23 protein-coding genes are annotated in these 26147 nt (G+C 71.3%); 10 read left to right on the top strand and 13 right to left on the bottom strand.

What is annotated here, in order from left to right; translation table 11 throughout:
• Positions 1–105: 105 nt before the first annotated feature.
• From F4556_RS27175 to F4556_RS27165, 3 genes are all read right to left on the bottom strand, one after another.
• On the bottom strand, positions 106–1149 hold the full coding sequence (locus F4556_RS27175; protein WP_313068684.1) for an alpha/beta hydrolase: 1044 nt from the start codon (positions 1147–1149) through the stop codon (positions 106–108).
• A gap of 120 nt (positions 1150–1269) precedes the next feature.
• Positions 1270–1656: a winged helix-turn-helix domain-containing protein gene (locus F4556_RS27170; RefSeq protein WP_184920537.1), complete on the bottom strand. Its 387-nt coding sequence runs from the start codon at positions 1654–1656 to the stop codon at positions 1270–1272.
• Positions 1653–2300 (bottom strand): hypothetical protein, encoded by a 648-nt coding sequence (locus F4556_RS27165; protein ID WP_184920535.1) that lies wholly within the window; start codon positions 2298–2300, stop codon positions 1653–1655. Before F4556_RS27165 ends, F4556_RS27170 begins: the two co-directional genes overlap by 4 nt.
• A 159-nt stretch (positions 2301–2459) precedes the next feature.
• Here F4556_RS27165 and zapE point away from each other — a divergent pair, with 159 nt between their 5' ends.
• The 4 genes from zapE to F4556_RS27145 all read left to right on the top strand — a co-directional run bounded on the left by zapE (position 2460) and on the right by F4556_RS27145 (position 9731).
• Positions 2460–3539, top strand: coding sequence for a cell division protein ZapE (zapE, locus tag F4556_RS27160; protein WP_313068682.1), 1080 nt, complete (start codon positions 2460–2462; stop codon positions 3537–3539).
• 460 nt (positions 3540–3999) lie between these two features.
• Positions 4000–5421 carry a glycoside hydrolase family 10 protein gene (locus tag F4556_RS27155; protein ID WP_184920533.1) on the top strand — a complete coding sequence of 474 codons (1422 nt, stop codon included), beginning with the start codon at positions 4000–4002 and terminating at the stop codon, positions 5419–5421.
• A gap of 119 nt (positions 5422–5540) precedes the next feature.
• Entirely contained in the window at positions 5541–7538 is a 1998-nt protein-coding gene (locus F4556_RS27150) for an RICIN domain-containing protein (protein ID WP_184920532.1), read from the top strand.
• Between the two features lie 393 nt (positions 7539–7931).
• Positions 7932–9731, top strand: coding sequence for a DUF2334 domain-containing protein (locus F4556_RS27145; protein ID WP_313068680.1), 1800 nt, complete (start codon positions 7932–7934; stop codon positions 9729–9731).
• Positions 9732–9783: 52 nt separating this feature from the next.
• On the opposite strand, the gene F4556_RS27140 is transcribed toward F4556_RS27145, so the two are convergent.
• Positions 9784–10392 (bottom strand): HAD family acid phosphatase, encoded by a 609-nt coding sequence (locus F4556_RS27140; RefSeq protein WP_184920528.1) that lies wholly within the window; start codon positions 10390–10392, stop codon positions 9784–9786.
• Positions 10393–10428: 36 nt separating this feature from the next.
• Positions 10429–11898: a hypothetical protein gene (locus tag F4556_RS27135; RefSeq protein WP_184920526.1), complete on the bottom strand. Its 1470-nt coding sequence runs from the start codon at positions 11896–11898 to the stop codon at positions 10429–10431.
• A gap of 273 nt (positions 11899–12171) precedes the next feature.
• On the opposite strand from F4556_RS27135, the gene F4556_RS27130 reads away from it, so the two are divergent.
• The gene (locus tag F4556_RS27130; protein WP_184920524.1) at positions 12172–12795 is read left to right on the top strand and encodes a TetR/AcrR family transcriptional regulator; all 624 of its coding nucleotides are present in this window, start codon (positions 12172–12174) and stop codon (positions 12793–12795) included.
• 54 nt (positions 12796–12849) lie between these two features.
• Positions 12850–13977, top strand: a complete 1128-nt coding sequence (locus tag F4556_RS27125) for a TDT family transporter (protein ID WP_184920522.1) — start codon at positions 12850–12852, stop codon at positions 13975–13977.
• A gap of 43 nt (positions 13978–14020) precedes the next feature.
• Here F4556_RS27125 and F4556_RS27120 read toward each other — a convergent pair whose 3' ends face one another.
• The 3 genes from F4556_RS27120 to F4556_RS27110 all read right to left on the bottom strand — a co-directional run bounded on the left by F4556_RS27120 (position 14021) and on the right by F4556_RS27110 (position 15854).
• Complete coding sequence (locus F4556_RS27120) at positions 14021–14647, bottom strand: disulfide bond formation protein B (RefSeq protein WP_184920520.1); 627 nt, start codon at positions 14645–14647, stop codon at positions 14021–14023.
• A gap of 13 nt (positions 14648–14660) precedes the next feature.
• Positions 14661–14819 (bottom strand): DUF5993 family protein, encoded by a 159-nt coding sequence (locus F4556_RS27115; RefSeq protein WP_184920518.1) that lies wholly within the window; start codon positions 14817–14819, stop codon positions 14661–14663.
• Positions 14820–14936: 117 nt separating this feature from the next.
• Positions 14937–15854: a LysR family transcriptional regulator gene (locus F4556_RS27110; protein ID WP_184920516.1), complete on the bottom strand. Its 918-nt coding sequence runs from the start codon at positions 15852–15854 to the stop codon at positions 14937–14939.
• A 96-nt stretch (positions 15855–15950) separates the two neighbouring features.
• Here F4556_RS27110 and F4556_RS27105 point away from each other — a divergent pair, with 96 nt between their 5' ends.
• The 4 genes from F4556_RS27105 (at position 15951) to F4556_RS27090 (ending at position 21170) form a co-directional block, all read left to right on the top strand.
• A complete protein-coding gene (locus tag F4556_RS27105; RefSeq protein ID WP_184920515.1) occupies positions 15951–17456 on the top strand; it encodes a cytochrome ubiquinol oxidase subunit I in 1506 nt (501 codons plus the stop codon).
• Between the two features lie 22 nt (positions 17457–17478).
• On the top strand, positions 17479–18459 hold the full coding sequence (gene cydB / locus F4556_RS27100; protein ID WP_184920513.1) for a cytochrome d ubiquinol oxidase subunit II: 981 nt from the start codon (positions 17479–17481) through the stop codon (positions 18457–18459).
• Positions 18460–18564: 105 nt separating this feature from the next.
• Positions 18565–19257: a hypothetical protein gene (locus F4556_RS27095; RefSeq protein ID WP_184920511.1), complete on the top strand. Its 693-nt coding sequence runs from the start codon at positions 18565–18567 to the stop codon at positions 19255–19257.
• Positions 19254–21170 (top strand): serine/threonine protein kinase, encoded by a 1917-nt coding sequence (locus F4556_RS27090; RefSeq protein ID WP_184920509.1) that lies wholly within the window; start codon positions 19254–19256, stop codon positions 21168–21170. The genes F4556_RS27095 and F4556_RS27090 overlap by 4 nt, the downstream gene beginning before the upstream one ends.
• On the opposite strand, the gene F4556_RS27085 is transcribed toward F4556_RS27090, so the two are convergent.
• The 5 genes from F4556_RS27085 to F4556_RS27065 all read right to left on the bottom strand — a co-directional run bounded on the left by F4556_RS27085 (position 21167) and on the right by F4556_RS27065 (position 26055).
• Positions 21167–22852 carry a SpoIIE family protein phosphatase gene (locus tag F4556_RS27085; protein WP_184920507.1) on the bottom strand — a complete coding sequence of 562 codons (1686 nt, stop codon included), beginning with the start codon at positions 22850–22852 and terminating at the stop codon, positions 21167–21169. The genes F4556_RS27090 and F4556_RS27085 overlap by 4 nt on opposite strands.
• Positions 22853–22951: 99 nt before the next feature.
• Complete coding sequence (locus F4556_RS27080) at positions 22952–23182, bottom strand: hypothetical protein (protein WP_184920505.1); 231 nt, start codon at positions 23180–23182, stop codon at positions 22952–22954.
• 262 nt (positions 23183–23444) lie between these two features.
• Positions 23445–23630 (bottom strand): DUF6011 domain-containing protein, encoded by a 186-nt coding sequence (locus tag F4556_RS27075; protein WP_184920503.1) that lies wholly within the window; start codon positions 23628–23630, stop codon positions 23445–23447.
• A gap of 4 nt (positions 23631–23634) precedes the next feature.
• Positions 23635–24747 (bottom strand): PP2C family protein-serine/threonine phosphatase, encoded by a 1113-nt coding sequence (locus F4556_RS27070; protein ID WP_184920501.1) that lies wholly within the window; start codon positions 24745–24747, stop codon positions 23635–23637.
• A 90-nt stretch (positions 24748–24837) separates the two neighbouring features.
• Entirely contained in the window at positions 24838–26055 is a 1218-nt protein-coding gene (locus F4556_RS27065; protein ID WP_184920499.1) for a cytochrome P450, read from the bottom strand.
• Between the last annotated feature and the right edge of the window lie 92 nt (positions 26056–26147).

Below are 26147 nucleotides of genomic sequence, written 5' to 3'. Positions count from 1 at the left end.
GGCACCACCCCCCTCATATGTCCAGACCACGTTCTCCCTGGATCAGGTTGCCCGGCCGGGCAGGTTGCCCTCGGGCTCGGGGAGCTGGAGCCGTCGGACGGGTCGTCAGCCGTCGCTCTCCGGTCCGGCGAGGTTCTTGGTGAGCCACTGCAGGCTCATCGGGATCAACTTGTCGAAGTCCACGGTCTTGTGCTTGCCGCCGGGCTGCTCGTAGTACTCGACGGTGGTCGGCGGGACGGCCTTCGCGACCCACTCCTTGACCAGGTTGACCTCGTAGGCGCTGGCGCCGCCGGCGGTGGCGAGCATCCTGACGTCGGCCTTGCCGGTGGAGATCAGCTTGTCGGGGCTGTTGGCGTCCTGCTCGGCCTTGTGGCCCTTCCAGAGGAGGGAGTCCGCCTTGAAGCCACCGTCGATCGGCACGGCGGCCCGGTAGAGGTCGGGGTGCTGCATGGCCAGCTTGGCGCTGCAGTCGGCTCCGCTGGAGGCGCCCATCAGGCCCCAGCTGGCAGGGCCCTTGAGGGTGCGGAAGTTGGCGCGGACGAAGTCCGGGACGTCCTGGGACAGCCAGGTACCCATCTTGGGCTGGCCGGGGATGTCGGAGCAGTCCAGGGATCGGTGCTCGTCGGCCGTCAGGTTCTGCACCGGCATGATCATGATGAAGGGGTGGGCCTTCTGCTCCTGGACCAGCTGGGCGTCGATCTCCTGGATCGGCAACTGGTTGTCCGTCCAGGTGTTGTAGCCGTTGCTCTGACCGCCCGCGTAGAGGGTGAGCACCGGGAAGCCGAACCTGGCGTACTTCGGGTCGTTGTACTGCGGCGGCAGCCAGACCCAGACATTGGCGGAGACGCCGGACTTCGGGCCCGCCAGGGTGGTCATCATGATCGGGCCGGCCTTGGTGTCACGGGACTTCTTCAGGTCGGCGGCCGGCCCGGTCGGCATCACGACCTTGGTCTCCTTCGGCGGCGCACTGCTCGCGGCGGCGGACGGGGCGGCCGCTGCCGCACTGGCGCCCGCGCTGCCGCCCGCCTTGGCGTCGGCGGCCGGGGTACCGCCACTGCCGCAGGCCGTCAGGGCGGTGGACAGTGCGAGCGCGGTGATACCGGCCAGGACCGCACGGGTACGGATGGGCTGTGACTGCGGCTGCTGCACGGCGGAAGGGCTCCGATCGGTGTCTCGCCCGGCCGGACGGAACCGGGCTGTCGGGGATCACTTCGCCCGACCTCAGGACGACGCACCCACCCCGGGTGGAGCGGGTGCGTCGTCCTCGATCTATGACGTTGCCTCAGCCGCCGGAGGTTGCCCGGCCGCGGAACCGAGGTCGACTTCGCCGTCGTGCCCTGCGTGCCCTTCGGGGCCTTCGAGCTGGTGGATCAGGGCCTTGAGCGTCGCGATCTCGTCGTTCAGGGCCTCCTTGCCCGCCTTGGTGAGCTGGATCCAGGTGCGGGCGCGTTTGCCCTCGTACCCCTTGTCGATCGTGACCAGGCCCGCCTTCTCCAGGACGCCGAGGTGCTGGGAGAGATTGCCGGCGGTGAGACCGAGCGTGCTGCGGAGGAAGGTGAACTCCACCCGCCGGGCTTCCTTGGACACCGCGAGGATGCCCAGGCGGACGCGTTGGTGCACGATGTCGTCGAGGCTGTTGGTGGGGTGTTCGTTCATGCGGCGGACCGTCCCTGGACCCGTTGCAGCAGGGCGAGGCCGACGCCGCCGAGCAGCAGCACGCCTCCTTCGAACAGGATGCCCGGGAAGCCCCACGCCGACGTACGGGGAAGGTCACTGGGACTGAGCATGACGGCCAGGTAGGCACAGGTGATGCCGAGGAGCGGCCAGCTGCGCTCGATCCGGGCGAGCAGCAGCAGCGCCAGGCCGATCGTGCCGGCCGGGCTCAGCACGTGGTCGAAGAACAGGGAGAGGGGCGTCGGTTCCTGGAAGTCGGGATAGAACCCCGAGCCCATGGACCTCCACATCTCGTTGGCGGAGATGGGCAGGGCGAGGGCGATACCCAGTGCCACGTACGGTCCGACCCGGGTCCCCAGGCCGAGCCGGTTGGAACGGCGCAGGTAGAACCAGGTGATCGCCACATAGGCGAGCACCAGCGCCATCGGGTAGTACCAGAACGCCAGCCTGACGTGGTCGCCTTGGCCGTAGCGGACCACCGGCGCCGCACCGAACCGCACGGCGGCGAAGACCAGGAGCGGGAACCAGGCACCGCGCTGCTCGCGACGGACTTGGTCGACCAAGGCCCGCTTCATGGCCAGGAGGTGGCGGGGGTCGTTCGGGGCCGGGACAGGCTGAGTCGTCATGCGGGAAAGGTTTGCATGACAAACCGATTGTGTCCAGAGATCCATTTGCGATGCCGAACCAACCCTGGCCGCACACGATCGAGGGACGACCCCACGGAGGAGCCACGGTCAACTCCCGGTGATCCACCCGGTTCTGACGCCCTGCTAGGGTCCGAAGCCGTGACGGACAGGGTGCAGAAGCAGTACGAGGCGATGCGTGACCACTTCCACCGGGCCGCCGAGCAGCGCGGATTCACGCTCGACCCGGCGCAGCAGCCCCCGGTCGAGCGGCTCAGCCGACTGGCCGGCGAGCTGGCCCACCCGGCCTGGCGGCTGCACCGCCCGCCGCGCCATCTCTACCTCTGGGGCCCGGTCGGACGCGGCAAGAGCTGGCTGGTGGACACCTTCCTGGACGGTCTGCCGACCCCGCGCAAGCGGCGGCTGCACTTCCACAGCTTCTTCCGCCGACTGCACGACGGCGTCGCCCACCATGCCGGGAGCCGGACCGCGGACGGCTCGGCGGTGGACCGGGCCGTGGACGAGTTGCTCGGCGACTGCCGGATCCTCGTCTTCGACGAGTTCCACGCCCACGACGCGGGTGACGCGATGCTGGTCGCCCGGCTCTTCCACACCCTGCTGGACCGGCGGATCACCCTCGTCACCACGTCCAACTACCCGCCCGCCGGGCTGATGCCCGACCCGCTCTACCATCACCTGTTCGAGCCGACGATCAAGCTGATCGAGGAACGGATGGACGTGCTCGACGTCTCGGGGCCGGTGGACTTCCGGCGTCAGCAGCCCCGGTCGGACGGCGCTCACGGGTTCGGTCTCGGAGCGCGTCTCCATCCCGGCGACGAGGCCGGGGCCGGCCTCACTCCGCCTCGCCCCGAGGAAACGACCCTGGTGACCGCCCACCACCGTGACCTGCCGGCCCGGGCGGTCCGCGACGACCTGGTCTGGTTCGGCTTCGCGGAGCTGTGCGAGGGCCTCACCAGCGTCGCCGACTACCTCGCACTCGCCGAACGCTTCCCCGCCATCGTTCTCGACGGCGTCCCGGCGCTCACCGAGGCATCCCCCGACGGCCGTCGGCGCTTCGCCAACCTGGTCGACGTCTGCTGCGATCGCGACGTCCCGCTGACCTTGATCGGCGCCGACCCGCTCGCCGGCCTTCCCGCCGGCTCCGGCCTCATGCGCGACCTCGATCGCACCGCCAGCCGTCTCGCCCTCCTCCGACCTCCGGCCACACTCCCCGGCCGTTGATGGCGGCACGGCAAATCTGGACTGACGACACAAAAGCAAAGTCCGGAAACAAGTACCTGAAGTGTTAGCGCTAACAATACAAGTCGAACAACTCCCCGGCGGCTCGGGGAGATCGGTGGTGACGCTTCGGAGAAAAGCACGGCGCCTGAACCCCCGTCAAGAGAGCCGTCGCCGTCGGAAAACCCGCCCACCGGACCCGCGCGGCTCTGACCTGGGGCAGCCTCGGTAAAAAGTTCAACGACCGGCGCGGTGGCCGCTTGTGGCCAGGCGGGAACGTCTTGACGTGCCCTCAACTGCTCTCCACTCTATGGTCCGGAGGCGCCCCTGCCGGGCCCGGTGGTGACGGCGGCAGGCCACCCTGCGCCCCACGGCGATCTGGCGGCGGATCGTGATCTCGAATCCACGAGTGTTCCTTTTTCGTGGTCCCCCACCCCGTGATCCGAACAACGGAGGCGCAGCCATGCGCGTACCACCCGTACCCTCCCGCAGGATCGGTGCCCTGTTCGCCGCCGGCGTCCTGGGCCTCGCAGTCACCGTCACCGCGACCACCGCGCCCGTCGCCGCTGCGGCGGTCGGCAACCTGGGCGGCGCAGCCGCGCAGGGCGGCCGGTACTACGGCGCCGCCGTGGCGGCGGGCAGGCTCGGCGAGGCGGCCTATGTCGCGGCTCTGGACCAGGAGTTCAGCGCCGTGACGCCGGAGAACGAGATGAAGTGGGACGCCACCGAGCCGTCCCGCAACGCCTTCAGCTACGGCGGCGCCGACCAGATCGTCAACCATGCCGTGGCCAAGGGCATGAAGGTGCGCGGCCACACCCTGGTATGGCACTCCCAACTGCCCGGCTGGGTACAGAACTTGGGATCCGCCACCGAGGTCCGGTCCGTGATGGACAACCACATCGCCAACGTGGCGGGCCATTACAAGGGCAAGGTCTTCGCCTGGGACGTGGTCAACGAGGCGTTCGCCGACGGCGGCCCAGTGGGCACCCTGCGCAGCTCGGTCTTCCAGCAGAAGCTCGGCAACGGCTTCATCGAGGAGGCGTTCCGCGCCGCCCGGGTGGCCGACCCCGGCGCCAAGCTCTGCTACAACGACTACAACATCGACGACGCCAATGCGGCCAAGACCCAGGGCGTCTACAACATGGTCCGCGACTTCAAGAACCGCGGCGTCCCGATCGACTGCGTCGGTCTCCAGTCGCACTTCGGCCAGGTGCCGGGCAACTACCAGCAGAACATCGCCCAGTTCGCCGCGCTCGGCGTGGACGTGCAGATCACCGAACTCGACATCTCCGGCTCCGGCACCGCCCAGGCCGACGCCTACCGCAGCGTCACCCGGGCCTGCCTGGCCGTCGCCCGCTGCACCGGCATCACCACCTGGGGCGTGACCGACAAGTACTCCTGGCGCGCCTCCGACACGCCCCTGCTCCTCGACGGCAACTACGGGAAGAAGGCCGCCTACTACGCCGTCCTGGACACGCTGAACGCCACCGCCCCGACCGGCGGGAGTGCGTTCAAGGGCGTGGGTTCGGGCAGGTGCCTGGACGTCGCCGGTGCCTCGCAGAGCAACGGGGCGCAGGCGCAGATCTGGGACTGCAACGGCCAGCCCAACCAGCAGTGGACGGTGACCTCCGCCGGTGAGCTGCGGGTCTACGGGAACAAGTGCCTGGACGTGAGCGGCGGGGGCACCGCGGACGGCACGAGCGTGGCCGTCTGGGACTGCGGCGGACAGCCCAACCAGCAGTGGCGGCTCAACGCCGACGGCACCGTCACCGCGGTCGGCGCGGGCAAGTGCCTGGACGTGCCCGCCAAGGCGACCGCGAACGGCACCAAGCTCGCGATCTGGACCTGCAACGGCGGCACCAACCAGCGCTGGACCCGCACCTGACCGTACGTGGCGCAGGCGAGCGGGCGGGTCGTCGGACCCGCCCGCTCGCCCGTCATGTGCGCGTTGACAGTCAGCGATTCCGTTCGCTGAGAAGCGTTTCATTCGTCCCGGAGAGTCGCATGCCGCACACCCGACCGAGCTGGATCCATCTGATCGCCGCCCCGGTCCTCACCCTGGTACTCGCCCTGGCCGGGCTGGCCGCCACCGGCGGCCGACCGCCGACGGTACCCCTGAACGCCGAGCCGGCTGCCGTCAGCACCACCCAGATCGGCGTCACTCCGCCACCGCTCGGCTGGGCGTCCTGGAACACCTTCGCCAGCAGCATCGACTTCAACGTCATCAAGCAGCAGGCCGACGCCCTGGTCTCCTCCGGCATGGCCGCCGCCGGGTACGACCACATCAACCTCGACGACGGCTGGTGGCAGGGCGCGCGCGACGCCAACGGCAACATCGCCGTCAACGAGAGCCTGTGGCCGGGCGGCATGAAGGCCGTCGCCGACTACCTGCACGGCAGGGGTCTCAAGGCCGGTATCTACACCGACGCGGGCAAGCAGGGCTGCGGCTTCTACTACCCGACCACCCGGCCCGCCACCCCCAACTCCGGTATGGAGGGCCACTATCAGCAGGACCTGGAGAGCTTCCAGCGCTGGGGCTTCGACTACGTCAAGATCGACTTCTGTGGCGGTCGCGAGGAGAAGCTGAACCAGGAGGCGACGTACAAGGCGATCGCCGCCGCCCACGAAGCCGCGAGCGCCGTCACCGGCCGCCGGCTCGTCCTGTCGGTCTGCGAGTGGGGAACCGGCCTGACCTGGAACTGGGCACCTGGTACCGGTGACCTGTGGCGGACCAGCAACGACATCATCTTCTACGGCCAGACCGCGGACACCACGAAGATGCTCACCAACTTCGACCAGGGCATCCACCCGGCGGCGCAGCACACCGGCTACACCAACGACCTCGACATGCTGATGGTCGGGATGAACGGCCTGAACGCGGCCCAGAACCGGCTGCACATGAGCCTGTGGGCGATCTCCGGGGCCCCGCTGCTGGCCGGCAACAACCTGGCCACCATGAGCAGCACCACCCGCGACATCCTCACCCAGCCCGAGGTCCTCGCCATCGACCAGGACCGGCGCGGGCTGCAGGGCGTCAAGGTCGCCGAGGACACCAGGAACCTGCAGGTGTACTCCAAGGTGCTCGCCGGTACGGGCAAGCGTGCCGTCCTGCTGCTCAACCGCACGGGATCCGCCGCCCAGATGACCGTCCGCTGGGCCGACCTCGGCCTGACCACCGCTTCCGCCTCGGTGCGCAACGTCTGGTCGCGGGCCGATGTCGGATCGTCCGGCACCGGCTACACCACCTCCGTCCCGGCGAACGACGCGGTGCTGCTGACCGTGTCCGGCACCGAGGCGGCCGGCGACACGTACGAGGACACCACGGCCGCCGCCACGCCCACCTTCACCGGCGTCACCGCGGGTGCGGCGGGCACCAAGCTGGTGGACGTCACCTACGCCAACGGCGGAAGCACCGTCCGCAAGGCCACCGTCCAGGTCAACGGCCAGTACGCGTACCAGCTGGCCTTCCCGCCCACCGGCTCCGCCACCACCTACCGGACCGTGTCGATCCTGGCCCACCTGGCCAAGGGCACGAACACCGTCCGCTTCGCCGCCGTCCCGGGCAGCACCGCGCCCGACGTCGACGCCGTCCGCGTCCAGAGCATCCCCGGCACCAACGGTGTCGCCCTCGTCACCGCCACTGCCAACCGCTGCGTCGACTTCGCGATGAACACCGTCGCCAACGGCAGCCAGGCCGTCCTGTGGGACTGCTCCGGTGGCCGGAACGAGACCTTCACCCAGACCTCGCGCAACGAGCTCGTCGTGTACGGCACCAAGTGTCTGGACGCCTCGGGAGGCGGCACGGCGAACGGCACCAAGGTCGTCCTGTGGGACTGCGGCAACGCCACAAACCAGAAGTGGACCGTCAACTCCAACGGCAGCATCACCAACAACGCCTCGGGCCTGTGCCTCGACGCCGAGGGCGGTGCGGTCGCCAACGGCACCAGGATGATCCTGTGGAGCTGCAACGGCCAGAACAACCAGCGGTGGACGCTCAACTGACGCCCTCTGCAGTCGGGTTGACACCGAGAACAGCACGACCCCGGGCGCGGGCAGCCGGAACCACCGGTTGCCCGCGCCCGGCGCGCGGGGCAGCGATTGACATCCCGCCGTGCTTGGTGGGACCTTCGTAAATAGGCCTGTGTTGTGCGGTCACATGGCAGCGTTGACGCTGCGCCCGAGTGTGTGAGACCTCGGAGACCGCAGAGGCCCGGTCCACGGGTGGGCGCAGGGACCAGGGGTGGGGATAACGGGCGGGGATTCGCCTGAAGGACCGTGCTGTCGGGCGCTTTCTCCCGCACATCTTGCATCCGTGTCGTGAATCCGTTGTTCGCACGAGGGGCCGTCATGCCTTTCCCTTCGAAAATCTGGCGGCGGGGCCGCCCGTCGAGATCCGTGGCAGCGCTCGTCCTGGCCTTCGCCGTGGGGCTGTCCGCTCCCGCGGCCACGTCCGCGAAATCGCCCCCGGACAAGACCGCTCACAGCGAGGTCGTCAAGCAGCGGCACGCGGGCGACATCGACGCCAAGCTCGGCGCCAAGCAGAAGGCGGCCGAGAAGGAGCGCAAGAAGGACCCGCAGAAGAAGCTGCCGAAGGCCGCCTCGACGGCCGTACGGTCGATGTCCGCCACCGCGGTCCCTGACGCGGTGTCAGCGGCGACCGACCCGACCACGCTGGTGCTGTACGACAACGCCGGCCCGTACGGGTATCTGGGCGAGCTGTACGCGATGGTCACCGCCAACCTCGCCGGCCACTTCGGCCAGGTGACGACCCAGCCGGTGTCCTCGTACCAGGCCGGGCAGGTCAACGACTTCACCTCGACCGTCTACTTCGGTTCCACCTACTACGGCGGCTCGATCCCCGACGCGATCCCGAACTCGTTCTACAGCGACGTGACGACCACCACGCATCCGGTGATCTGGCTGTACGACAACATCTGGAACCTCGCCAACCAGACCGGCCCGGCGCAGTTCTCGGCCGCCTACGGCTGGGACCCGACCAACTCCTGGTTCAACTTCAACTCCATCACCTCGGTCGCGTACAAGGGCCAGAACCTGACCCGCAACAGCCTCAACGGGGGTGGGGTGCTGGGCGACTACATCACCGACCCGTCCAAGGTCACCGTGCTCGCCTCGGCCACCGACAGCACCGGGGTCTCCGTGCCCTGGGCGGTCCGTTCGAACAACCTGACGTACATCGGCGACATCCCGTTCTCGTACGTGAGCGAGACCGACCGGGTGATGATCCTCAGCGACCTGCTCTTCGACGCCCTCGCCCCGGCGGCGCCGGACCGGCACCGCGCGATGGTCCGCCTGGAGGACGTCAGCCCGGCCGACAACCCGAACCAGCTGATCAACATCGGCCACTGGCTGAAGAGCCAGAACGTCCCGTTCAGCTTCGGCGTGATCCCCGTGTACACCGATCCCAACGGCACGTACAACGGCGGCACCCCGCAGACGATCACGCTCGCGCAGGCGCCCCAACTGGTCAACGCGCTCAAGTCGCTGATCGCCGACGGCGGCACGATGATCATGCACGGCTACACGCACCAGTACACCGGCGTCGCCAACCCGTACGACGGGGTCAGCGGCGACGACTTCGAGTTCTACCGATCGCAGTGCTCCACCACGCAGACCCCGCCGTACCAGTTCGAGGCTCCCTGCCAGAACACCGACTGGGTCATCCACCAGGGGCCGGTCGCGGAGGACTCGGCTGCCTGGGCGCAGGGCCGGATCACGGCCGGTCTCAACGAGTTCACGGCCGCCGGTCTCACCCCGCCGTCGATCTTCGAGTTCCCGCACTACGCGGGCTCGGCCACCGACTACACCGTGGTGGGCCAGAACTTCGGCACCCGCTACGAGCGCTCGCTGTACTTCGGCGGACAGCTCGCCGGCGGCCCGGTCGACTACGGCCTGATGATCGGTCAGTTCTTCCCGTACCCCGTGCGTGACGTCTACGGGATGACCGTGCTGCCGGAGAACCTCGGCAACTACGAGCCGGTGGTGTCCAACAACAACCCGCCACGACTGCCCGCGGACATGATCCACGAGGCCCAGCTGAACCTGGCGGTCCGGGACGGCTTCGCCAGCTTCTTCTACCACCCCTCGTACGGCCTGAGCGCACTGCAGCAGACCGTCAACGGCATCAAGGCCCTCGGCTACACCTTCGTCTCCCCCGCCTCGGCGCTCGCTCCCTGACCGACCGACGCGGACAGGCTGCTGCCGGAACGTCCGGCAGCAGCCCTTCGCGTCAGGAGAGCAGGCCGTTGTAGTCCGGCAGCTTGAAGGTCCGCTCGGCGTGGCCGCCGTTCAGGTCCGTCCAGTTGTTGCCGACGCTGCCGATGATCGTGTAGCCCTCGTTCTCGATCTCGATCCGCTCGTCCGTCTTGTACTGCTGCACCGACTTGAAGAGATCGCACAGGTCACGCCCGTGCAGCTGGTCCACGGTGTAGCCCGCCTTCTCCAGGCTGTACCGGGTGACCGGTTCGATGAAGTCCACCCGCGCGGTGACGAAGATGACCGCGACCCCGCGCGAGTGGGCGTACCGCGCCAGCTCCACGACCGGCGCGATGCCCGGCATGGTGAACGGGTGGAAGTGCGTCGCGAGGGTGGTGTTGTCGATGTCGAAGACGATCGCGGGGGTCTCGTCCGTCGGCTCGGCCGTGCGCTGCTCGATGTAGGCGCGGGCGGGCGCGATCGCGGCGGTGACGTCGGCGAGCCACTGCTGCTCGGTCACGGTGCTGCCGCTGCTCGCCGCCGGGGCGGCGGGGGCTGCGGCGACGGCGGGGGTGGTGGCGAGACCGGCGGTGATCGCGGCGGTCAGGGTCGCGGTGGCGACGAGCTTTGCCTTGATGGTCATGTCTGGGACTCCGCTTTCGACTTGAGGGATGGTCAGTCAGCTGGTCGGTGTGGCGCTGAGGGTCGTGATCGGCCATTCGCGGTGGTAGAGCTGAAACGGCACGTCCTTCTGGAACAGCGGGGTGCCGAGCACGGCGATCCGCACCAGCACGGCCCCGTCCACGTCGATCCCGCCGTAGAGGCCGGCGCTGCCGTCGACGACCGGCTTGACGCCGCTGCCGTCGACGGTGATCGTGACCGTGCCCTGCACCTGGGCCCGCAGGTACGGCTTGACGGTCGCCTTCACGCCCAGCGCGCCGTACAGGGCGACCGACCCCTCCGCGACCAAGGCGCTGCGCACGGTGGCGGCGCCGGTGAAGGTGGCCTTGACCGGGGTGACGGTGGTGTCGGCCGGGTCGGTGACGCTGTGCCAGCCGGCCGCCTTGGTGTACTCGGCGTGGATAGCCCAGTTCCCGTCGACGGCCTGCCCGATGTCGACGCTGACGCTGCCGTCGGCGCTGACCTCGGCGTAGACCGACAGGTTGAGGGTGATCACGACCGGCAGCACGCCGACCATCACGGTGGGGGTGGCGGTGAGCGTCGCGACCGGGATCCGGACCGGGCCGGTGGAGCCGGTGAGGTTCGCGGTGAGGTGCCAGTCGGCGTGCGCGCCCAGGTCGAAACCGACCTTGGCCTGCTCGGGAGCGAGGATGCCGTGGGAACCCTGGTAGGAGAAGACGACGCTCGGGTCGAGGGCGAGCGAGCCGGTCAGCGCGGCCTTGGATCCGCCGGGCAGCGGGACGGAGTCGTTCACGTCCAGCCGCAGCTCGGCCGAGGCCGCGCCGTCGCCGCCACCGGGCTTCGGGACGTAGGAGACCTTGAGGTCCTTGACCTTGGGGGTGACCTGGATCCGGTGCGGGTCCAGCGCGGACCTGATGTCCGCCCGGGTCTGGCCGAGCAGCTCGGAGATGGCGGCCGGCCGGGTTTCGACCCGCACCTTCCCGGCCCCGGCCGGCTCGACGGCCGTGATCGCCAGCAGCGCGCCCTGCGGGACGGCGGCCGACGGCGGACTGGCGATCAGCTGGCCGGTCCGCACGGCACCGGTGGCGGCCGAGGCGGACGGACTCGGCGCGCCCGTGCGGTCGTTGGCGACGGCGAGCACGGCTGTCCCGGTCCGCTGGTCGTACGAGGTCAGCTGGAGGTCGGCCGCCCCGGCCACCACGGCCGGTGTCCCGGACGGGGACGGGGCGGCAGCTGACGGGGTGACAGCTGACGGAGCGACGGGCACCGGCCTGGCGGACGGCGCGCGGTCGGTGGCCGGGGAGACCAGGGTCACCGAGGGGGTGCCGCCGGGCGCCGGGAGCACCGGCGGGTTGCCGTCGGAGGGAACGTCGGACGGAACAGCCACGACCTGGGCGGCGGCGCCGTGGTCGGTGGGCCGGGCTGTCGGGCTCGTCGGATCGCAGGCGCTGACGGAGAGCAGCACGGAGAGGACGAGCGCCGGCAGCGCGAGGGTGCGCTTGGACATGCGGAGGGTCACCTTCGGCGTAAGGCGGGCGGATGGCAGGAACGGCACGTCGAAGGGGCTGCGCGAGATGCGGCCGAATTCCGCCGTCGGCCGGGGCCGCGAAGGCGAGTTGCCCTTCGCAGCCTTGGCCCGGCGCCACCGGAGGGACGCCAGGCGCATCCACGGAAGCCCCTAAAACTAGAGCCTGTAGTTTTACCTGGGCGAGAACGTACACTAGTCCGCGGCGCGAGCCAATACCCGGGGGTAACCACCAGTGGACGAGAGGACCGACAGATGGGCAGGCCGTCACGGCCGCTGCTGACCCGGGACGGAATCATGCGGGCCGCCCTCGCCCTGGTCGACGAGGAGGGCACCGAGGCGCTCTCGACCACCCGGATCGCGGCCCGACTGGGCGTCAAGGGGCCCTCGCTCTACAACTACGTCGCCAGCCGCGACGAGATCATCACCGGGATCAGCGACCTGATCGTCGCCGAGATGGACCTCGACCCGACCGTCCAGCCGTGGACCGCCGCCCTGGACGCCTGGGCCCGCTCGTACCGTGCCGCCCTCGCCCGCCACCCGAACATGGTGCCGCTGCTCGCCTCCCGGCCGACCCGGTCCCTGGCGGCCCTCCAGGGCTACGCCTGCGCGTTCGCCATGCTGCGGCAGGCCGGCTGGCCGGAGGAGCACGTGCTCTCGGTGGTCCAGTCGATCGAGTACCTGCTGATCGGCTCCGCGCTCCACCTCAACCGCCCGCACGAAACGGCCTGGACGGACGAGGCGCTCCCGGCCGGGCTCGAACCGCTGCGGAACGCCCCGCCCGACTTCCGCGAGCGGGCCTTCGAGACCGGCCTCGCCGCGCTGATCCGCAGCTTCCAGGAATCCCTGAACGACCTTCAGGCCCGGCGCAGCGACTGACCGCTGGGCGCGAGTCCGCTGGTGGGAGTGGCCGCCCCGGGTCACGGTGGACACATGACGACGCCCGCCCTGCCCCGTACTCCGGTTCGTCCCGCCGTCGGCGCCCGGGACTCGTGGGTGCGGCAGCTCGGCCCCAACTGGTACGCCGCCGTGATGGGGACGGCCATCGTGGCCAACGCCGGCGTCGCCCTCCCCCGGGACGTCCCGGGACTGCACACCGCGTGCCGCCTGGTCTGGGCGCTGTCCGCGCTGATGCTGGCGGTCCTGCTCGTCGCCCGGACGGCCCACTGGGTCCGCCACGGCGACCAGGCCCGCGCCCACCTGCTCGACCCGACGGTGGCCCCGTTCTACGGCTGCCTCTCGATGGCCCTGCTGGCGGTGGGCGGCGGCACCGTACTGGTCGGCAAGGACTGGATCGGCCCGGACGCGGCCGTCGCCGTGGACGCGGTGCTGTTCACCGTCGGCACCGCCGTCGGGCTGCTGGCCGCCGTCCTCATCCCGTATCTGATGGCGAGTCGGCACCAGCTCAAACCGGGCAGCGCCTCACCCGTCTGGCTGCTGCCGGTGGTCGCGCCGATGGTCTCCGCCGCGCTCGGGCCGCTGCTGATCCCGCATCTGCCGACCGGTCAGTGGCAGCAGGCGCTGTTCCTCGGCTGCTACACGATGTTCGGCCTGAGTCTGCTGGCCACCCTGTCGCTGCTGCCGATCATCTTCGCCCGGCTGCTGGCCGGTCCCCGGCTGCCGGTTGCCCTGCTGCCGACGCTGTTCCTGGTGCTCGGCCCGCTGGGGCAGTCCACCACGGCGGCGAACAACTTCGCCGACGTCGCCCCGGCGGTGATCCCGGCCCCGTACGCCGAGGGCTTCCGGATGCTCGCGGTGCTGTACGGGGTGCCGGTGACGGGCTTCGCGCTGGCCTGGTTCGTGCTCGCGGGCGCGGTGATCGTACGGGCCCTGCGGGCGGGTATGGGCTTCGCGATGACCTGGTGGGCCTTCACCTTCCCGGTCGGCACCTGCGTCACCGGCGCGGAGGGGCTGGCGCGGCACACCGGCCTGGACGCCTACGTCTGGCTGGCCGTCGGGCTGTACGCGTTCCTGGTGGCGGCCTGGCTGGTGGTGGCCTTCCACACGCTGCGGGGGCTGGCCGCCGGGACCCTGCTGCCGGTTGGGGCCGCACGCCGTTGAGTGCGGGCCCGGCGCCATGGCCGGGCACGCACTTGACGGGGGCTCAGAAGAGATCGGTGAAGAACCGGTAGCCGGTGGGGTCGCCGGGCATCTGCCAGTGGAAGCCCTGGAGGAAGAAGCAGGCGACCAGGTTGCTGACGGCAAAGAAGGCGAGCACCGCCAGGGTGACGACGGCGGCGCGGCGCAGGGCGGGCGAGCCGGTGGCGGCGTCCAGTGGCCGGGCCTGGTCGGTCAGCACCAGGTTGACGCCCCCGGCGAGGGCGGCCAGGAAGAAGGTGATCGCGGCCCAGGTGTACAGGTGGAGGCCGAACAGGGCACCGGCGTACCCGGGGTCCGGGGGCACGATGTGCATCAGCACCTGAGCGCCGGAGACGGTGCCGCCGATCAGGGCGGAGACGATCGCGACGCCCCAGCCGGTGGCGAACTCCCCGGTGGTCACGGCGCCCTTGCGCGAACGGGCGATGATCATGGCCGGCCCGACGGCGCTGAGCAGCATGAACATCCGCTGCAGCAGGCACATCGGGCAGGGGTACTCCCACAGGCCGAACTGGAAGATGTAGGCGCCGCCGATGGTGGCGCACATGCCCAGGACGTAGGCGTGGGCGAACCAGAGGCCGAGGCGGTGGGAGAGCCGGGCGGTGGCGGGAGCGGTGGTGGCGACGGTGAGCATGTCCTGCTTCTCCTCAGAAACTCAGGTGGAAGGCGCGGTCGAGGTGGGGGAGGAACGCGAGCACGGTGAGGCTCAGCGTTCCCGCCCACAGCAGCAGTTGCGACCTGCGCGGCCGGCCGCGGAGTACGGCCAGCACGCAGAGGGAGATCAGGAGAAAGAGGAGGGTGTACATGGTGTCCCTGCTTCATCGGGAGGTTGCGACTTCATCCTCCGGCAGGGGTTTTCGGCCCGGTAGCGGCAACGGATCAATGCGTCCATAGCCCGGTTCTATGACGACCCTGAAGCGGGGTCAGGCGGCGGTGAGTGACCGGTGGGCGATGGCGTACAGGTCGCGGGCCGGGCCGGTCGGGCGCCGGCCGGTGGGCCAGACGGCGCGCAGGGTGCGCCCGAGATCGAGGTCGGTCACCGCGGGTGAGCGCAGGGTGCCGGCCGCCAGTTCGTCGGCGACGGCGAGCGAGCTGAGCACGGCGGGGCCGCCACCGCCGGCCACGGCGGTCTTGATGGCGGTGGTGGAGGAGAGTTCCAGCAGGGCGGACGGGCGCCAGTCCGGCAGGTGCGCGGCCACCGCGAGTTCGAAGGCGGTCCGGGTGCCGGAGCCGGTCTCCCGCTGGATCAGCGGTGTCGCGGTGAGCTCGTCGAGGGTGATGGCCTTCCGCCGGGCCCAGGCGTGGTCGGGGGCCACCACCACGACCAGGTGGTCCCTGGCCACCGGACGGCTCTCCAGCCCCTTGGGCGCGCGCGGGCTCTCGATGAAACCGATCTCGGCACGGCCGTCCAGGACGGCCCTGGCGACGTCGGCCGAGTTGCCGGACTCGAGGGCGACGCTGGTGGTCGGGTTGTGCGTCCGCAGCCCGATCAGCCACTTGGGGACCAGGTACTCGGCGACGGTCTGACTGGCCGCCAGCCGCAGGTGGGAGTTGCGCTCCTCGCGCAGGGCGGAGATGCCGGCGTCCAGCTGGTGCGCCGCGTCGAGCACCGTCCGGGCCCACTCTGCGATCAGCGCACCGGCCGGGGTGGCCCGGGAGCCCCGGGTGGACCGCTCCAGTACGGGCACGCCGACCAGCTTCTCCAGATAGCGGATCCGGGAGCTGGCCGAGGGCTGGCTGATGCCGTGCGACTCGGCCGCTCGCCCGAGACTGCCCAGTTCGATGACGCTGAGCAGCAGCTCAAGGGCGGGAAGGTCCGGGACACGCGGCGAGAGGTGCATAGAACCAGTCTATGGACGCATCGATCCGTTGCCGCTACCGCAGGGCGCTGACGCGGCCGAGGGTGAGGGCATGAACACCGTACCGAGGGCCGCGTCGTGAACCTGGCACTGGCACCGGAGACCATCGCGCGCTGGCAGTTCGGCGTCACCACCGTCTACCACTTCCTCTTCGTGCCGCTGACGATCAGTCTGGCGGCCCTGGTGGCGGGCCTGGAGACGGCCTGGGTGCGGACCGGCAAGGAGAAGTACCTGCATGCCACCAAGTTCTGGGGCAAGCTCTTCCTGATCAACATCGCGCTCGGTGTCGTCACGGGCATCGTGCAGGAGTTCCAGTTCGGGATGAACTGGTCCGACTACTCCCGCTTCGTCGGCGACGTCTTCGGCGCGCCGCTGGCGATGGAGGCGCTGGTCGCCTTCTTCCTGGAGTCCACCTTCATCGGTCTGTGGATCTTCGGCTGGGACCGGCTGCCGAGGAAGGTCCACTGCGCCTGCATGTGGCTGGTCTCGATCGGCACCGTGCTGTCCTCGTACTTCATCCTGGCCGCCAACTCCTGGATGCAGCACCCGGTCGGCTACTCGATCGACCGGGCCACCGGACGGGCCCGACTCACCGACTTCGTCGAGGTGTTGACCCAGCACACCACCCTCGTCCAGGCCGGGCACACGCTGTCCGCCTCGTTCCTGACCGGGGCCGCCTTCATGGTCGGCATCTCCGCCTTCCACCTGTGGAAGGGCAAGCGCGCCGAAGAAGCCAACCCCCGGAAGACCGCCACGATGCGCACCTCGCTCCGTCTCGGCCTCTCCCTGGCGGTGGCCGCGGGCCTGGCCACCGCCGTGAGCGGCGACCGCCTCGGGCAGGTCATGTTCGAGCAGCAGCCGATGAAGATGGCCGCGGCCGAGGCGCTCTGGGACACCCAGGCACCCGCGCCGTTCTCCGTGTTCGCGGTCGGCGACGTGGGCGAGGGCCGCAACTCCGTCGCGGTCGAGGTCCCCGGCGTCCTCTCCTTCCTGGCGCACCACAACCTCACCGACGCGGTGCCCGGCATCAACGACACCGCCGCCGCCGAAGCCGCCGCGTACGGCGGGCGGCCGGAGGACTACGTCCCGAACATCTTCATGACCTTCTGGGGCTTCCGGCTCATGATCGGCTTCGGGATGACCTCCTTCGCCGCCGGCGCGGCCGGCCTGTGGCTCACCCGGCGCAGGCGCTGGGTCGCCCCACAGCTGCGCACCCGCGAGGACGAAGTCCCCCGCCTGCTGCTCACCCGGAACCGCGAACTCGGGCCGCTGCTCACCACCTGGTCCTGGCGGATCGCGATCCTGACCATGGGTTTCCCGTTGGTCGCCAACTCCTTCGGCTGGATCTTCACCGAGATGGGCCGTCAACCCTGGGCCGTCTACGGTCTGTTGCGGACCAGGGACGCGGTCTCCCCCGGCGTCTCCACCACCACGGCCGCCGTCTCCCTCACCGTCTTCACCCTGCTCTACGCCACCCTCGCCGTCGTCGAGGTCAGGTTGCTGACCCGGTTCGCCAAGGCCGGTCCACCGACCGAGGAGACATCACCAGCCTCCGCCGAGCGCCCACCCGCCCTCACCTACTGACCTCCACCTCGGGACAACCACCATGCAGCTCCCCGACCTCTGGTTCGTGCTGATCGCCTTCCTGTGGACCGGCTACTTCTTCCTCGAAGGCTTCGACTTCGGCGTCGGCGTCCTCACCGGACTGCTCGCCCGCGACACCCGGGAGCGCGGCGTACTCCTCGCCACCATCGGCCCGGTCTGGGACGGCAACGAGGTGTGGATGCTGACCGCCGTCGGCGCGACCTTCGCCGCCTTCCCAGACTGGTACGCCACCCTCTGCAGCGGCTTCTACCTGCCGATCCTCGCCGTCCTCTGCTGCCTCATCATCCGCGGCGTCGCCCTCGAGTACCGGCACAAGCGCGAGGACGAACGGTGGAAGCGCACCTGCGATCGCTGCGTCTTCTGGACGTCGCTGTGCTGCCCCGCCCTGTGGGGCCTGATCTTCGCCGACATGGTCCACGGCGTACCGATCGGCCCGGACAAGAACGTCACCGGCAGCCTCCTCGGCCTCCTCCAGCCCTACGCCCTGCTCGGCGCTCTGGCCACCCTGAGCCTCTTCACCCTGCACGGCGCGCTGTTCGCCGCACTGAAGACGACCGGAGTCGTCCGCGACCGGGCCCGGGCCCGGGTACGTCCGCTCGCCGCCCTCACCACCGCACTCGTCGGCGCCTTCCTGCTCTGGACCCAACTCCACGACGGCGGTTCGGCGAGCGGCTGCCTGGTGTCCGCCACCGCCGTCCTGGCCCTGGCCGCGACCGCGGCGCCGGGCACCACACGCCGCGACGGTCGCGCCTTCGCCGTGTCCGCACTGGCCGTCGCCGCCACGGTGGCCACGCTCTTCCTCGCCCTGTTCCCCGACGTCATGCCCTCCTCCACCGACCCCGCCCTCAGCCTGACCGTCGCCGACTCGGCCGCCGGGCCCTACACCCTGACGATCCTGACCTGGGTGGCCGGCTTCATGACCCCGGTCGTGCTGGGCTACCAGACCTGGACCTACTGGGTCTTCCGCCGCCGGGTCGGCTGAGCCACCGGTCCGCAAGGCCAAGCACCGCCGGGCGCACCGGAGTTGACCCGTCACCTAACATCGGATACCGGACGTGGCGTCAGGCGCGGCGAAGGTGGGGACGGGATGGGTATCGGGGATGTGCCCGGTGGACGGCTGGAGGTGCGGAACTCGCTCTCCGGTGCGGTGGTGCTGGGGTCAACCGTCCAGGCCGGTGAGGTACATGGCGATGTGCACCTCCATCTGAACGCCACCGCGGCGGCGCAGTCGACGGCGGACGTGGCAGCGCTGCTGCACAGTGCGCTCACCTCCTCGGCGGACGGGGTCCGGCGGCGGATGCTGGAGCAGCTGCTGACGGATCTGGAGGCGGTGCACGGCGACTACCTGGTGATGTTCGAGTCCATTCTCGAGCGGACACCGTCCTCCTGGGAGCAGGGGTCGCCGGGCTTCGACGATCAAGTACGGGCGGTGGCCGGGCAGTTGCGGCAGCTCCGGCTGGCGTACGAGCCGGTACGGGTACGGGTGCACGCGACGGCGGAGGCGCTTCGGGGAGCGGCTGTCGCGGCGCCGGAGCGGGTGTTCGTCGAGGCGGTGCTCGGGTACTTCCCGACCGGTGAGCTGCAGGACGACGAGGCGACCGGCCGGTGGCGCACCTCGGGGACGGCCGTACTCGACCAGCTCTACCGGGCGCTGGACGGTGAACTCGGCCAGGAGCTGGGCACATTGGTGCAGGGGACGCTGGATTTCCACCGCCGCGGCTGGTCCGAGGTGTGCCGGGCCTACGCGGTCCTGCAGCTCGACGGCGGTGCGGCCCGGTGAGCCTCGCCGACCCGTACGCCGACCCGTACTTCGCGGACGCGCTGCGCGCCGCAGCCGCGTTGAAGCGGGCCAGGGCACACGGCACCGTCGCCCACTACGAGATCGTCCGGCAGCTCGACGGCCCGCACGCGACGGTCCTGGTGGGACGTCGGCCCGACGGTGAACTCCTGGCGCTCAAAGGCTTCGCGCCGGACCGGCCGGTGAGCCCGGGGTCGCTGGCGACCCGGGAGAGTGAGGCGCTGCGGATGATGCGCTTCGGCTTCGGCGGCGTCGTCCCGCTGGAGGAGACGCTGAGCCTGATTTCGGGCGGGCCGGTGACCTACCTCTGCATGCCCTACTGCCAGGGCGGCAGCCTGCGGGACCGACTGACGGCGGGTCAGCTCGACGTGGCGGAACTCGCCTACCACGGCCTGGCGTTGGCCGCCTCGCTGCAACGACTGCACCGGCAGGGCCTGATCCACGGCGACGTCAAACCGGAGAACCTGCTCTTCCACCACGGCGACGACGGGCTGACCGGAGAGCCGGCCAGGTGGCACACCTGGCTGTCGGATCTGGAGTCACCGGCCCGGGTGGGCGGGCCGACGTACTGGCGGATGACCCCGGAGTACGCCGCACCCGAGCAGCAGGCGGGAGCCCCGCCCGACCCGGCGATGGACATCTGGGCCTGGGGCACCACCCTCCGGGACAGCCTCGCCAACACCGGCCCGCTGCCCGCCGATTGGCGCTGGCTGACCGAGCTGGCCGAACGGGCGACCTCGGCCGAACCGACGGACCGTCCGACCGCCGTGCAGCTCATCGACACGTATGCCCGGCAGATCGGGTTCGGCGACCACCGGCGGCCTCTGCTGGGAGCTCCGACCGCCACCGCCTGGTACCCGCTCGCCTCGATGCCGCCCTTCGCCGACCCGTGGACCAGCACCGGCAGCCGGGTCCACTCGGTCCGCGCCTCGTTCGGCTGGGCCGCCTGGCTGCCGGAGTGCGAGCGCCTGTACGGCCTCAACACCGTCCCGGCCCTCACCCGGCTGGCGGAGCTGGGCACCCGTGCCCTCGGCGATCCGGCCGATCCCGCCGCCGTCTGGCGGGCGTTCCACCACCGCCCCGCCCTCCCGGCGTTCCCGATCAGCGGCGACGGCGCCATCACCGTGACCATGGACGGCACAACGGGCCCGTCCGGAGCGGGAGTTGGTCAGCTGCCCCGGCAGGTCGCGCTGACCTTCGTACGGCTCCTGACCACCGCCCTGGTCGAACTCGTCGAAGCGACCGGGGCCGACAGCGACCTCGAGCAACTCCGGGCCGTGGCCGAAGCCTGGGACTCGATCGGGGAGTTCGCGGCCGAGGCGGACACCGCCCTCCTCGCCCAGGCCTGGCTGACCCTCGGCGCGACCGACCGCGCCCTGCCGTACGTACGGCGCGGCTACGCGGCCGGCCCTGACGCCCCGTCGGCACTCGCCGCGCTGCGGCTGTACTACGTCGTCGCCGGCGACCACGCCATGGCGGCCAAGGTCTCGATGCGGGCCCTCGGGACGGCGGACGGCCCGCTCGCGCTGCGCTGGCTGCTGCTCGCCGTGGTGGACCTGCTGGAAGCCGCCGAGTACGACGCGCTGGACGCCGCGCTGGACCGGATCCAGCCCGGCATCGACGTCGTCGAACTGGTCCGCCTGGTGGCTGCGGGCCGACGCGGGCCGGTCCGGGCCGAGCCCCCGTGGCCCGCGCTGCGCGGGCACTTCAGGACGGTGAGCAGCACGGCCTCGGTTCAGGTGCTCCGCTACCTGGCCGAAGCCGCCCACCAGCGTGGCGACCTCGACTACGCCCGCCGCTGCGCCACGGTGGCCCTCGCCCGGCCGGAGCTCCGCCTGCCGGCCAACCAGCAGGTCCGGGCCGCACTCGAGGCCCTCGCCCTCGGCCAGAGCTAGTCCCGCCGGAAGCGGGCTGCGAGGACGGCGATGTCGTCCTCGGCGGCGCCCGGGGTGCCGAGGCTGTGCAGGACGTGGTCGACGATCTCCGTCAGCGGCATGCCCGGGACCGGCCGGAGGGTGGTGAGGCGGTGCAGGGAGACGTCGATGTCCTCGACCCGCCGTTCGATCAGGCCGTCGGTGTACAGCAGCAGGGTGCGGCCGGGCCCGCAGGGCACCGTGAGGGAGGTGTGTCCGCCGAGACCGACACCCAGCGGCGGCCCGGTGGGCAGCATGAGCAGGCGGGTGCTGCCGTCGGCCTCGATCACGACGGGCGGCAGGTGACCGGCGCTGGCGTACGTGCACTCGCCGCGGACGGGGTCGGCGAGGACCAGCAGACAGGTCGCCGGGCGTTCGGCGGCGGCCTCGGTCATCAGCGCGTCGAGGGCGTCCAGGATCAGGTGCGGGGCCGGCTGCTGACGGGCGATCACCTTGAGCATCGAGCTGTAGTGGCTCATGTCGACGGCGGCCTGCACACCGTGGCCCATGACGTCGCCGATCACCAGCAGCGTCCGGCCCTCCGGCAGCGCGATCGCGTCGAACCAGTCCCCGCCGACCAACGCGCTGGCCCCCGAGGGCAGGTAGCGGGTGGCGATCTCCAGGCCGGGGTGCGGCCGTCCCGGCGCGGCGAGCAGCGCCTGCTGGAGCTCCAGGGCGATGTGGTGTTCGGCGGTGTAGCGGCGGGCGTTGTCGAGCGCGATCGCGGCCCGGCGGGCCAGGTCCTGGGCGGTGGCGACGTCCTCGGCGTCGAAGGCGGGCGAACTGTCGGCCCGCAGCAGGGTGACGGTGCCGACCGGCTCGTCCCGGCAGGACAGCGGCACCACCAGGGCGGAGTGCAGGCCGCTGGCCCGGTAGGCGGCGACCCGGTCCGGGTTGGGGGCGGACCGGCTGAGTTCGGCGTCCGTGAAGACGTTGTCGACCATCGGGCGGCCCGACTCCAGGCACCGCTGGATCGACGACCCCGGCTGGTAGTCGACGTACTCGCCTGGCTCGCCGAACCCGCGCACCCGCTCCAGCAGCCCGGGGGTGGCGGCCATCCCGGCCCGCCGCAGCCGCAGGGTGCCGGGCGGTACGGGGCGGGCACCCGGGTCGGCCTCGTGCGGGATGACCTCGACGGTCGCGGCGTCCGCGAGGCCGGGCGCCAGGAAGGCCGCCAGTTCCTGGCAGGTGGTGTCCATGTCGAGGGTGGTGCCGATGACGGTGGCCGCCTGGTCGAGCACGGCCAGCCGGGCCCGCGCGCGCTCCAGGTTGCGCTGTTGCTCGTGGGCGTCCGTGACCTCCACCAGGATGCCCACCAGGCCGACCACCCGGCCCTCCTCCTCGATCCGGTGGTAGGCGGCGTGCCAGTACCGGCGCTGCCGGTCGGAGCCGGCCAGGGTGTGGCCGCTGGAGGTGATCTCGCGGGGGATGCCGTCGGCCAGGATCTGCCGCAGCGTGTCCTCGCGCGCGTCGAGCCCGGGCAGCACCTCGCTGACGGGGCGTCCTAAGTGCTCGGCGGCGGGCAGGCCGTTCATCCGGGCCAGGGTGGGGTTCACGTAGCGGAAGCAGAGCTCGGGGTCGAAGACCACCACCCCCGCCTCGGTGCCGTCCAGCAGCTGCCGCAGCAGGTCCTGGGTCCGGCGCGAGGAGGCGTCGTCCAGCACCCTGCGCCCTCATTTCCTCGCGCTCCGCCTGCGGTCACCGCCCATCATGCGGCGCCGCGGCCGTGGCCGCAGCCGCAGCGGCGTGTCGGGGGGCCGTCGTCAGAGATGGTCCTTGAGGTAGTCGGAGAGCTTCCGCGACCACTCGGCCAGTTCGTCCCGGCGGAGCTTCCCCTCGCACAGCGCCTCGGCCTGCGCGTCGGACAGCCGGTCCCCGCCCGGCTGCTCCAGCAGGGCGGACATCTGCCGCAGCACGGCCGTCAGCTGTTCGGCATCGGCGTGGCTGAGCATCACGAGCGCGTCGGTGTGGCTGATCGCCATCGAACCGGGCATCACGGCCTCCTCTCGGTGGGCCCCCGTCCACGGTACGACCGCTCCCCCGCACGTGGCTTCCCGGGACGGCGTGGCCCTCGGTCCAGGCGGTACACGAACCGAGCGGCCGCCCGAGTGAAAGGACGTTTCCCCTGGTGGGGGCGGGCGTTGGGTAGGGCATGACGAAGACTTGGAAGTTCCTCATCGCCACCGTGCTCACCGTCGGAGTGGTCGGCCTGGTTGCCGCCGCGTACAGCCGGGAGTGACGGCCGGGGGTGGAGTCTCAGAACAGCGGGTCCTGCTCGCCGGGGAGGACGTGTGTGGCGTCCTCGGGGCCCCGGCAGCCGGGGCCGAGGCGGAGGATCCGGGACTCCGGGTCGTGCAGCGGACGACCGCAGCGGCGGCAGCGCAGCAGGGTCGGCCGGTCCGTGGGGATCGGTGGGATCAGGGCGGGGTCTTCGGGTTGCACCGGGTCAGTCTGACGGAGCGTCGGGGGCGGGGCCAAGGGGGGTCAGGGCCAGGATGGCGAGGTCGTCGGTGAGCAGGCCGCAGCGGGTGCGGACGTCCTCGTCGAGGGCGGCGACCAGGCGGTCCGGGTCGGTGCCGGGGAGGGTGGCGAGGCGCTCGGCGACGGGGTAGAAGGCGCCGGACGGGTCGCGGGCCTCGCTGAGGCCATCGGTGAAGAGCAGCAGGGTGTGGCCGGGCTCCAGGGTGAAGTCGGCCGGGGCGGCGGGAGCTGCGGCGCTGAGACCGCCCAGGCCGAGCGGGAGCTGCTCGGGGGCGTCCACGGCCCGGACCCCGGCGGGGCCGAGCAGCAGTGGGGCGTGGTGGCCCCGGTTGACCAGCAGGCAGTGCCCGGTCGCGGGGTCGTGCTGGAGCAGGGTGGCGGTGGCGAAGAGCTCCTGGTCGTCGCGGTCGCCCGCGACCCGTTGGAGCTGACGGTCCAGCAGGTCGGCCAGGTCGTTGAGGTGCGCGGTCTCGTCGGCGACGGCCCGGAAGGCGCCGAGCAGGTCGGCGACGGTGCGGACGGCGTCCAGCCCCTTGCCGCGGACGTCGCCGAGCAGCACCCGGGTGCCGTACCTGGTCTCGCAGATCGAGTAGAGGTCGCCGCCGATCGGGACCTCGGCCTGGGCCGCCCGGTAGAGACCGGCGGTGCGCAGGCCGCCGCTGGTGGGCGGTACGGGGTGCAGCACGGTGCGCTGCAGGGCCTCGGCGACTGAGCGGACCTGGACCAGGTCGTGTGCCTGTCTGATCCGCTGCCAGGCCAGCACGGCGCCGAGGACGCCGGCCAGCGCGGTGGCGAGGTAGATCCACAGGTGGTGCTGCTCGGTGAGGTGGCCGACCCGTTCGGCCATCAGGCCCTGCAGGGCCACGGCGCCGACGGTGCTCAGGGCGACCGCGCCGGGGCCGTACCCGAAGGCGACCAGGACCGGGAGCACGGCGAGCGGGAAACCGGCCGCGATGTGGGCGGAGAAGGCGTACTCGGCGGTCAGGTCGACGACCACCAGCAGCATCGGCAGCGCCCGGACCCACTGCGGGGTCCGGGCCCCGCTGAGCGCACCGGTCTGCTGCTGGGACGTGGACAAGGGAACCTCCGGGGGCATACCGCTCCATGGTTGCCGACGGAGGGCCACGGCGCACCGGACGAAAGTCCCGTACCCGGGTCAGAACGGGGCTCAGCGGAGGGTGACCGGCAGGGTCCGGTAGCCGCGCAGGACGAGCCGGTCGCGGCGGGTCGGCGGCCCGGCCGGGGCGAGGCCGGGGAACCGGTCGAGCAGCGCGGGCAGTGCCACCGTGGCTTCCAGCCGGGCGAGTTGGGCGCCGAGGCAGAAGTGCGGGCCGCCGCCGAAGCTGACCGGCTGGCTGTCGGTGCGGCGCGGGTCGAAGCGCTCCGGGTCCGGATAGCGGGCCGGGTCGCGGTTGGCGGCTCCGAGCAGCAGGTAGATGCCGGTGCCGTACGGGGTCGGCACGCCGCCGACGGAGAGCTCGTCGCTGAGCGAGATCCGCGAGGTGAGCTGAACGGGCGAGTCGTAGCGGAGCACCTCCTCGACCAGGCCGCCCGGGGTGACTTGGCCGGACCGCAGGGCGGCCCGCTCGGCGGGGTGGCCGAAGAGCAGCGCCAGTCCGTTGCCGAGCAGGTTGGTGGTGGTCTCGAATCCGGCGGCCAGCAGCAGCACCAGATTGGCCAGCAGCTCCCGCCCGGACAGCCGCCCGTGGTCGGCCGCGGCGGCCTGCACCAGCGCGCTGACCAGGTCGTCGGCCGGCTCGGCCTGCCGACGGGCCGCCAACTCCGTGAAGTAGTCCGAGAGTTCGTCGGCGGCCACGTCGGCCGCCGCCAGCTCCGGATCGGTCGGGAGCAGCTCCAGCGCGGCCGTCAGGTCGTCCGCCAGCGGCCGGAACCGGGCCCGGTCGGCGGCCGGGACGCCGAGCAGCTCGCAGATCACCCCGACCGGCAGCCGGTAGGCGAAGGCGTCCATGAAGTCGACCGGGGAGCCGTCGGCACCGGCCTCGGCCAGCTCGTCCAGCAGCCCGTCGACCGCCGCCACCACGGCGGGCTCCAGCGCGGCCACCCGGCGGGCGGTGAACACCGAGGCGATCAGCGAGCGCATCCGCCCGTGGTCGGGCGCGTTGGTCTCCAGCATCGACGCGCCGAGCAGCACCTTGGAGCTGTGCTCCAGGTAGCCGTCCTCCCAGCGCTCGCGCAGCGCCGCGTCCGGGACGTGGAAGGCGGTCGAGCGGAGCACCTGGTTGACCTCGCGGTGGCCGACCGCCAGCACCATGTTCGGCCCCGCCTCGCTGACCGGGCCGAGCTCGTGCGCCCGGGCGTAGAGCGGGTACGGATCGGCCCGGCCCTCCGCGTCGAGCAGCCGACCGATGATCTCCTCGCCGTCCATCCCCCACCCCTCCCGCAGGCACTGCCCACTCAACCGCCCGGCGGGCCGCCGAGTTCCCGGGACCGCGGCAGCGTCGTGGTGGCTCGTCGGCC

Source organism: Kitasatospora gansuensis (assembly GCF_014203705.1).
GTDB lineage: Bacteria > Actinomycetota > Actinomycetes > Streptomycetales > Streptomycetaceae > Kitasatospora > Kitasatospora gansuensis.
Note: the sequence above shows the minus strand (reverse complement) of the source record. Positions and strands in the feature narration are given on the sequence as shown.

Coding starts and splice junctions, on each gene's coding strand:
- F4556_RS27125 (WP_184920522.1), top strand. CDS start 12,850: ATGACGACGCCCGCCCTGCCCCGTACTCCGGTTCGTCCCGCCGTCGGC.
- F4556_RS27110 (WP_184920516.1), bottom strand. CDS start 15,854: ATGCACCTCTCGCCGCGTGTCCCGGACCTTCCCGCCCTTGAGCTGCTG.
- F4556_RS27065 (WP_184920499.1), bottom strand. CDS start 26,055: ATGGACGGCGAGGAGATCATCGGTCGGCTGCTCGACGCGGAGGGCCGG.
- F4556_RS27120 (WP_184920520.1), bottom strand. CDS start 14,647: ATGCTCACCGTCGCCACCACCGCTCCCGCCACCGCCCGGCTCTCCCAC.
- F4556_RS27165 (WP_184920535.1), bottom strand. CDS start 2,300: ATGACGACTCAGCCTGTCCCGGCCCCGAACGACCCCCGCCACCTCCTG.
- cydB (WP_184920513.1), top strand. CDS start 17,479: ATGCAGCTCCCCGACCTCTGGTTCGTGCTGATCGCCTTCCTGTGGACC.
- F4556_RS27150 (WP_184920532.1), top strand. CDS start 5,541: ATGCCGCACACCCGACCGAGCTGGATCCATCTGATCGCCGCCCCGGTC.
- F4556_RS27170 (WP_184920537.1), bottom strand. CDS start 1,656: ATGAACGAACACCCCACCAACAGCCTCGACGACATCGTGCACCAACGC.
- F4556_RS27140 (WP_184920528.1), bottom strand. CDS start 10,392: ATGACCATCAAGGCAAAGCTCGTCGCCACCGCGACCCTGACCGCCGCG.
- F4556_RS27115 (WP_184920518.1), bottom strand. CDS start 14,819: ATGTACACCCTCCTCTTTCTCCTGATCTCCCTCTGCGTGCTGGCCGTA.
- F4556_RS27135 (WP_184920526.1), bottom strand. CDS start 11,898: ATGTCCAAGCGCACCCTCGCGCTGCCGGCGCTCGTCCTCTCCGTGCTG.
- F4556_RS27095 (WP_184920511.1), top strand. CDS start 18,565: ATGGGTATCGGGGATGTGCCCGGTGGACGGCTGGAGGTGCGGAACTCG.
- F4556_RS27080 (WP_184920505.1), bottom strand. CDS start 23,182: ATGCCCGGTTCGATGGCGATCAGCCACACCGACGCGCTCGTGATGCTC.
- F4556_RS27130 (WP_184920524.1), top strand. CDS start 12,172: ATGGGCAGGCCGTCACGGCCGCTGCTGACCCGGGACGGAATCATGCGG.
- F4556_RS27155 (WP_184920533.1), top strand. CDS start 4,000: ATGCGCGTACCACCCGTACCCTCCCGCAGGATCGGTGCCCTGTTCGCC.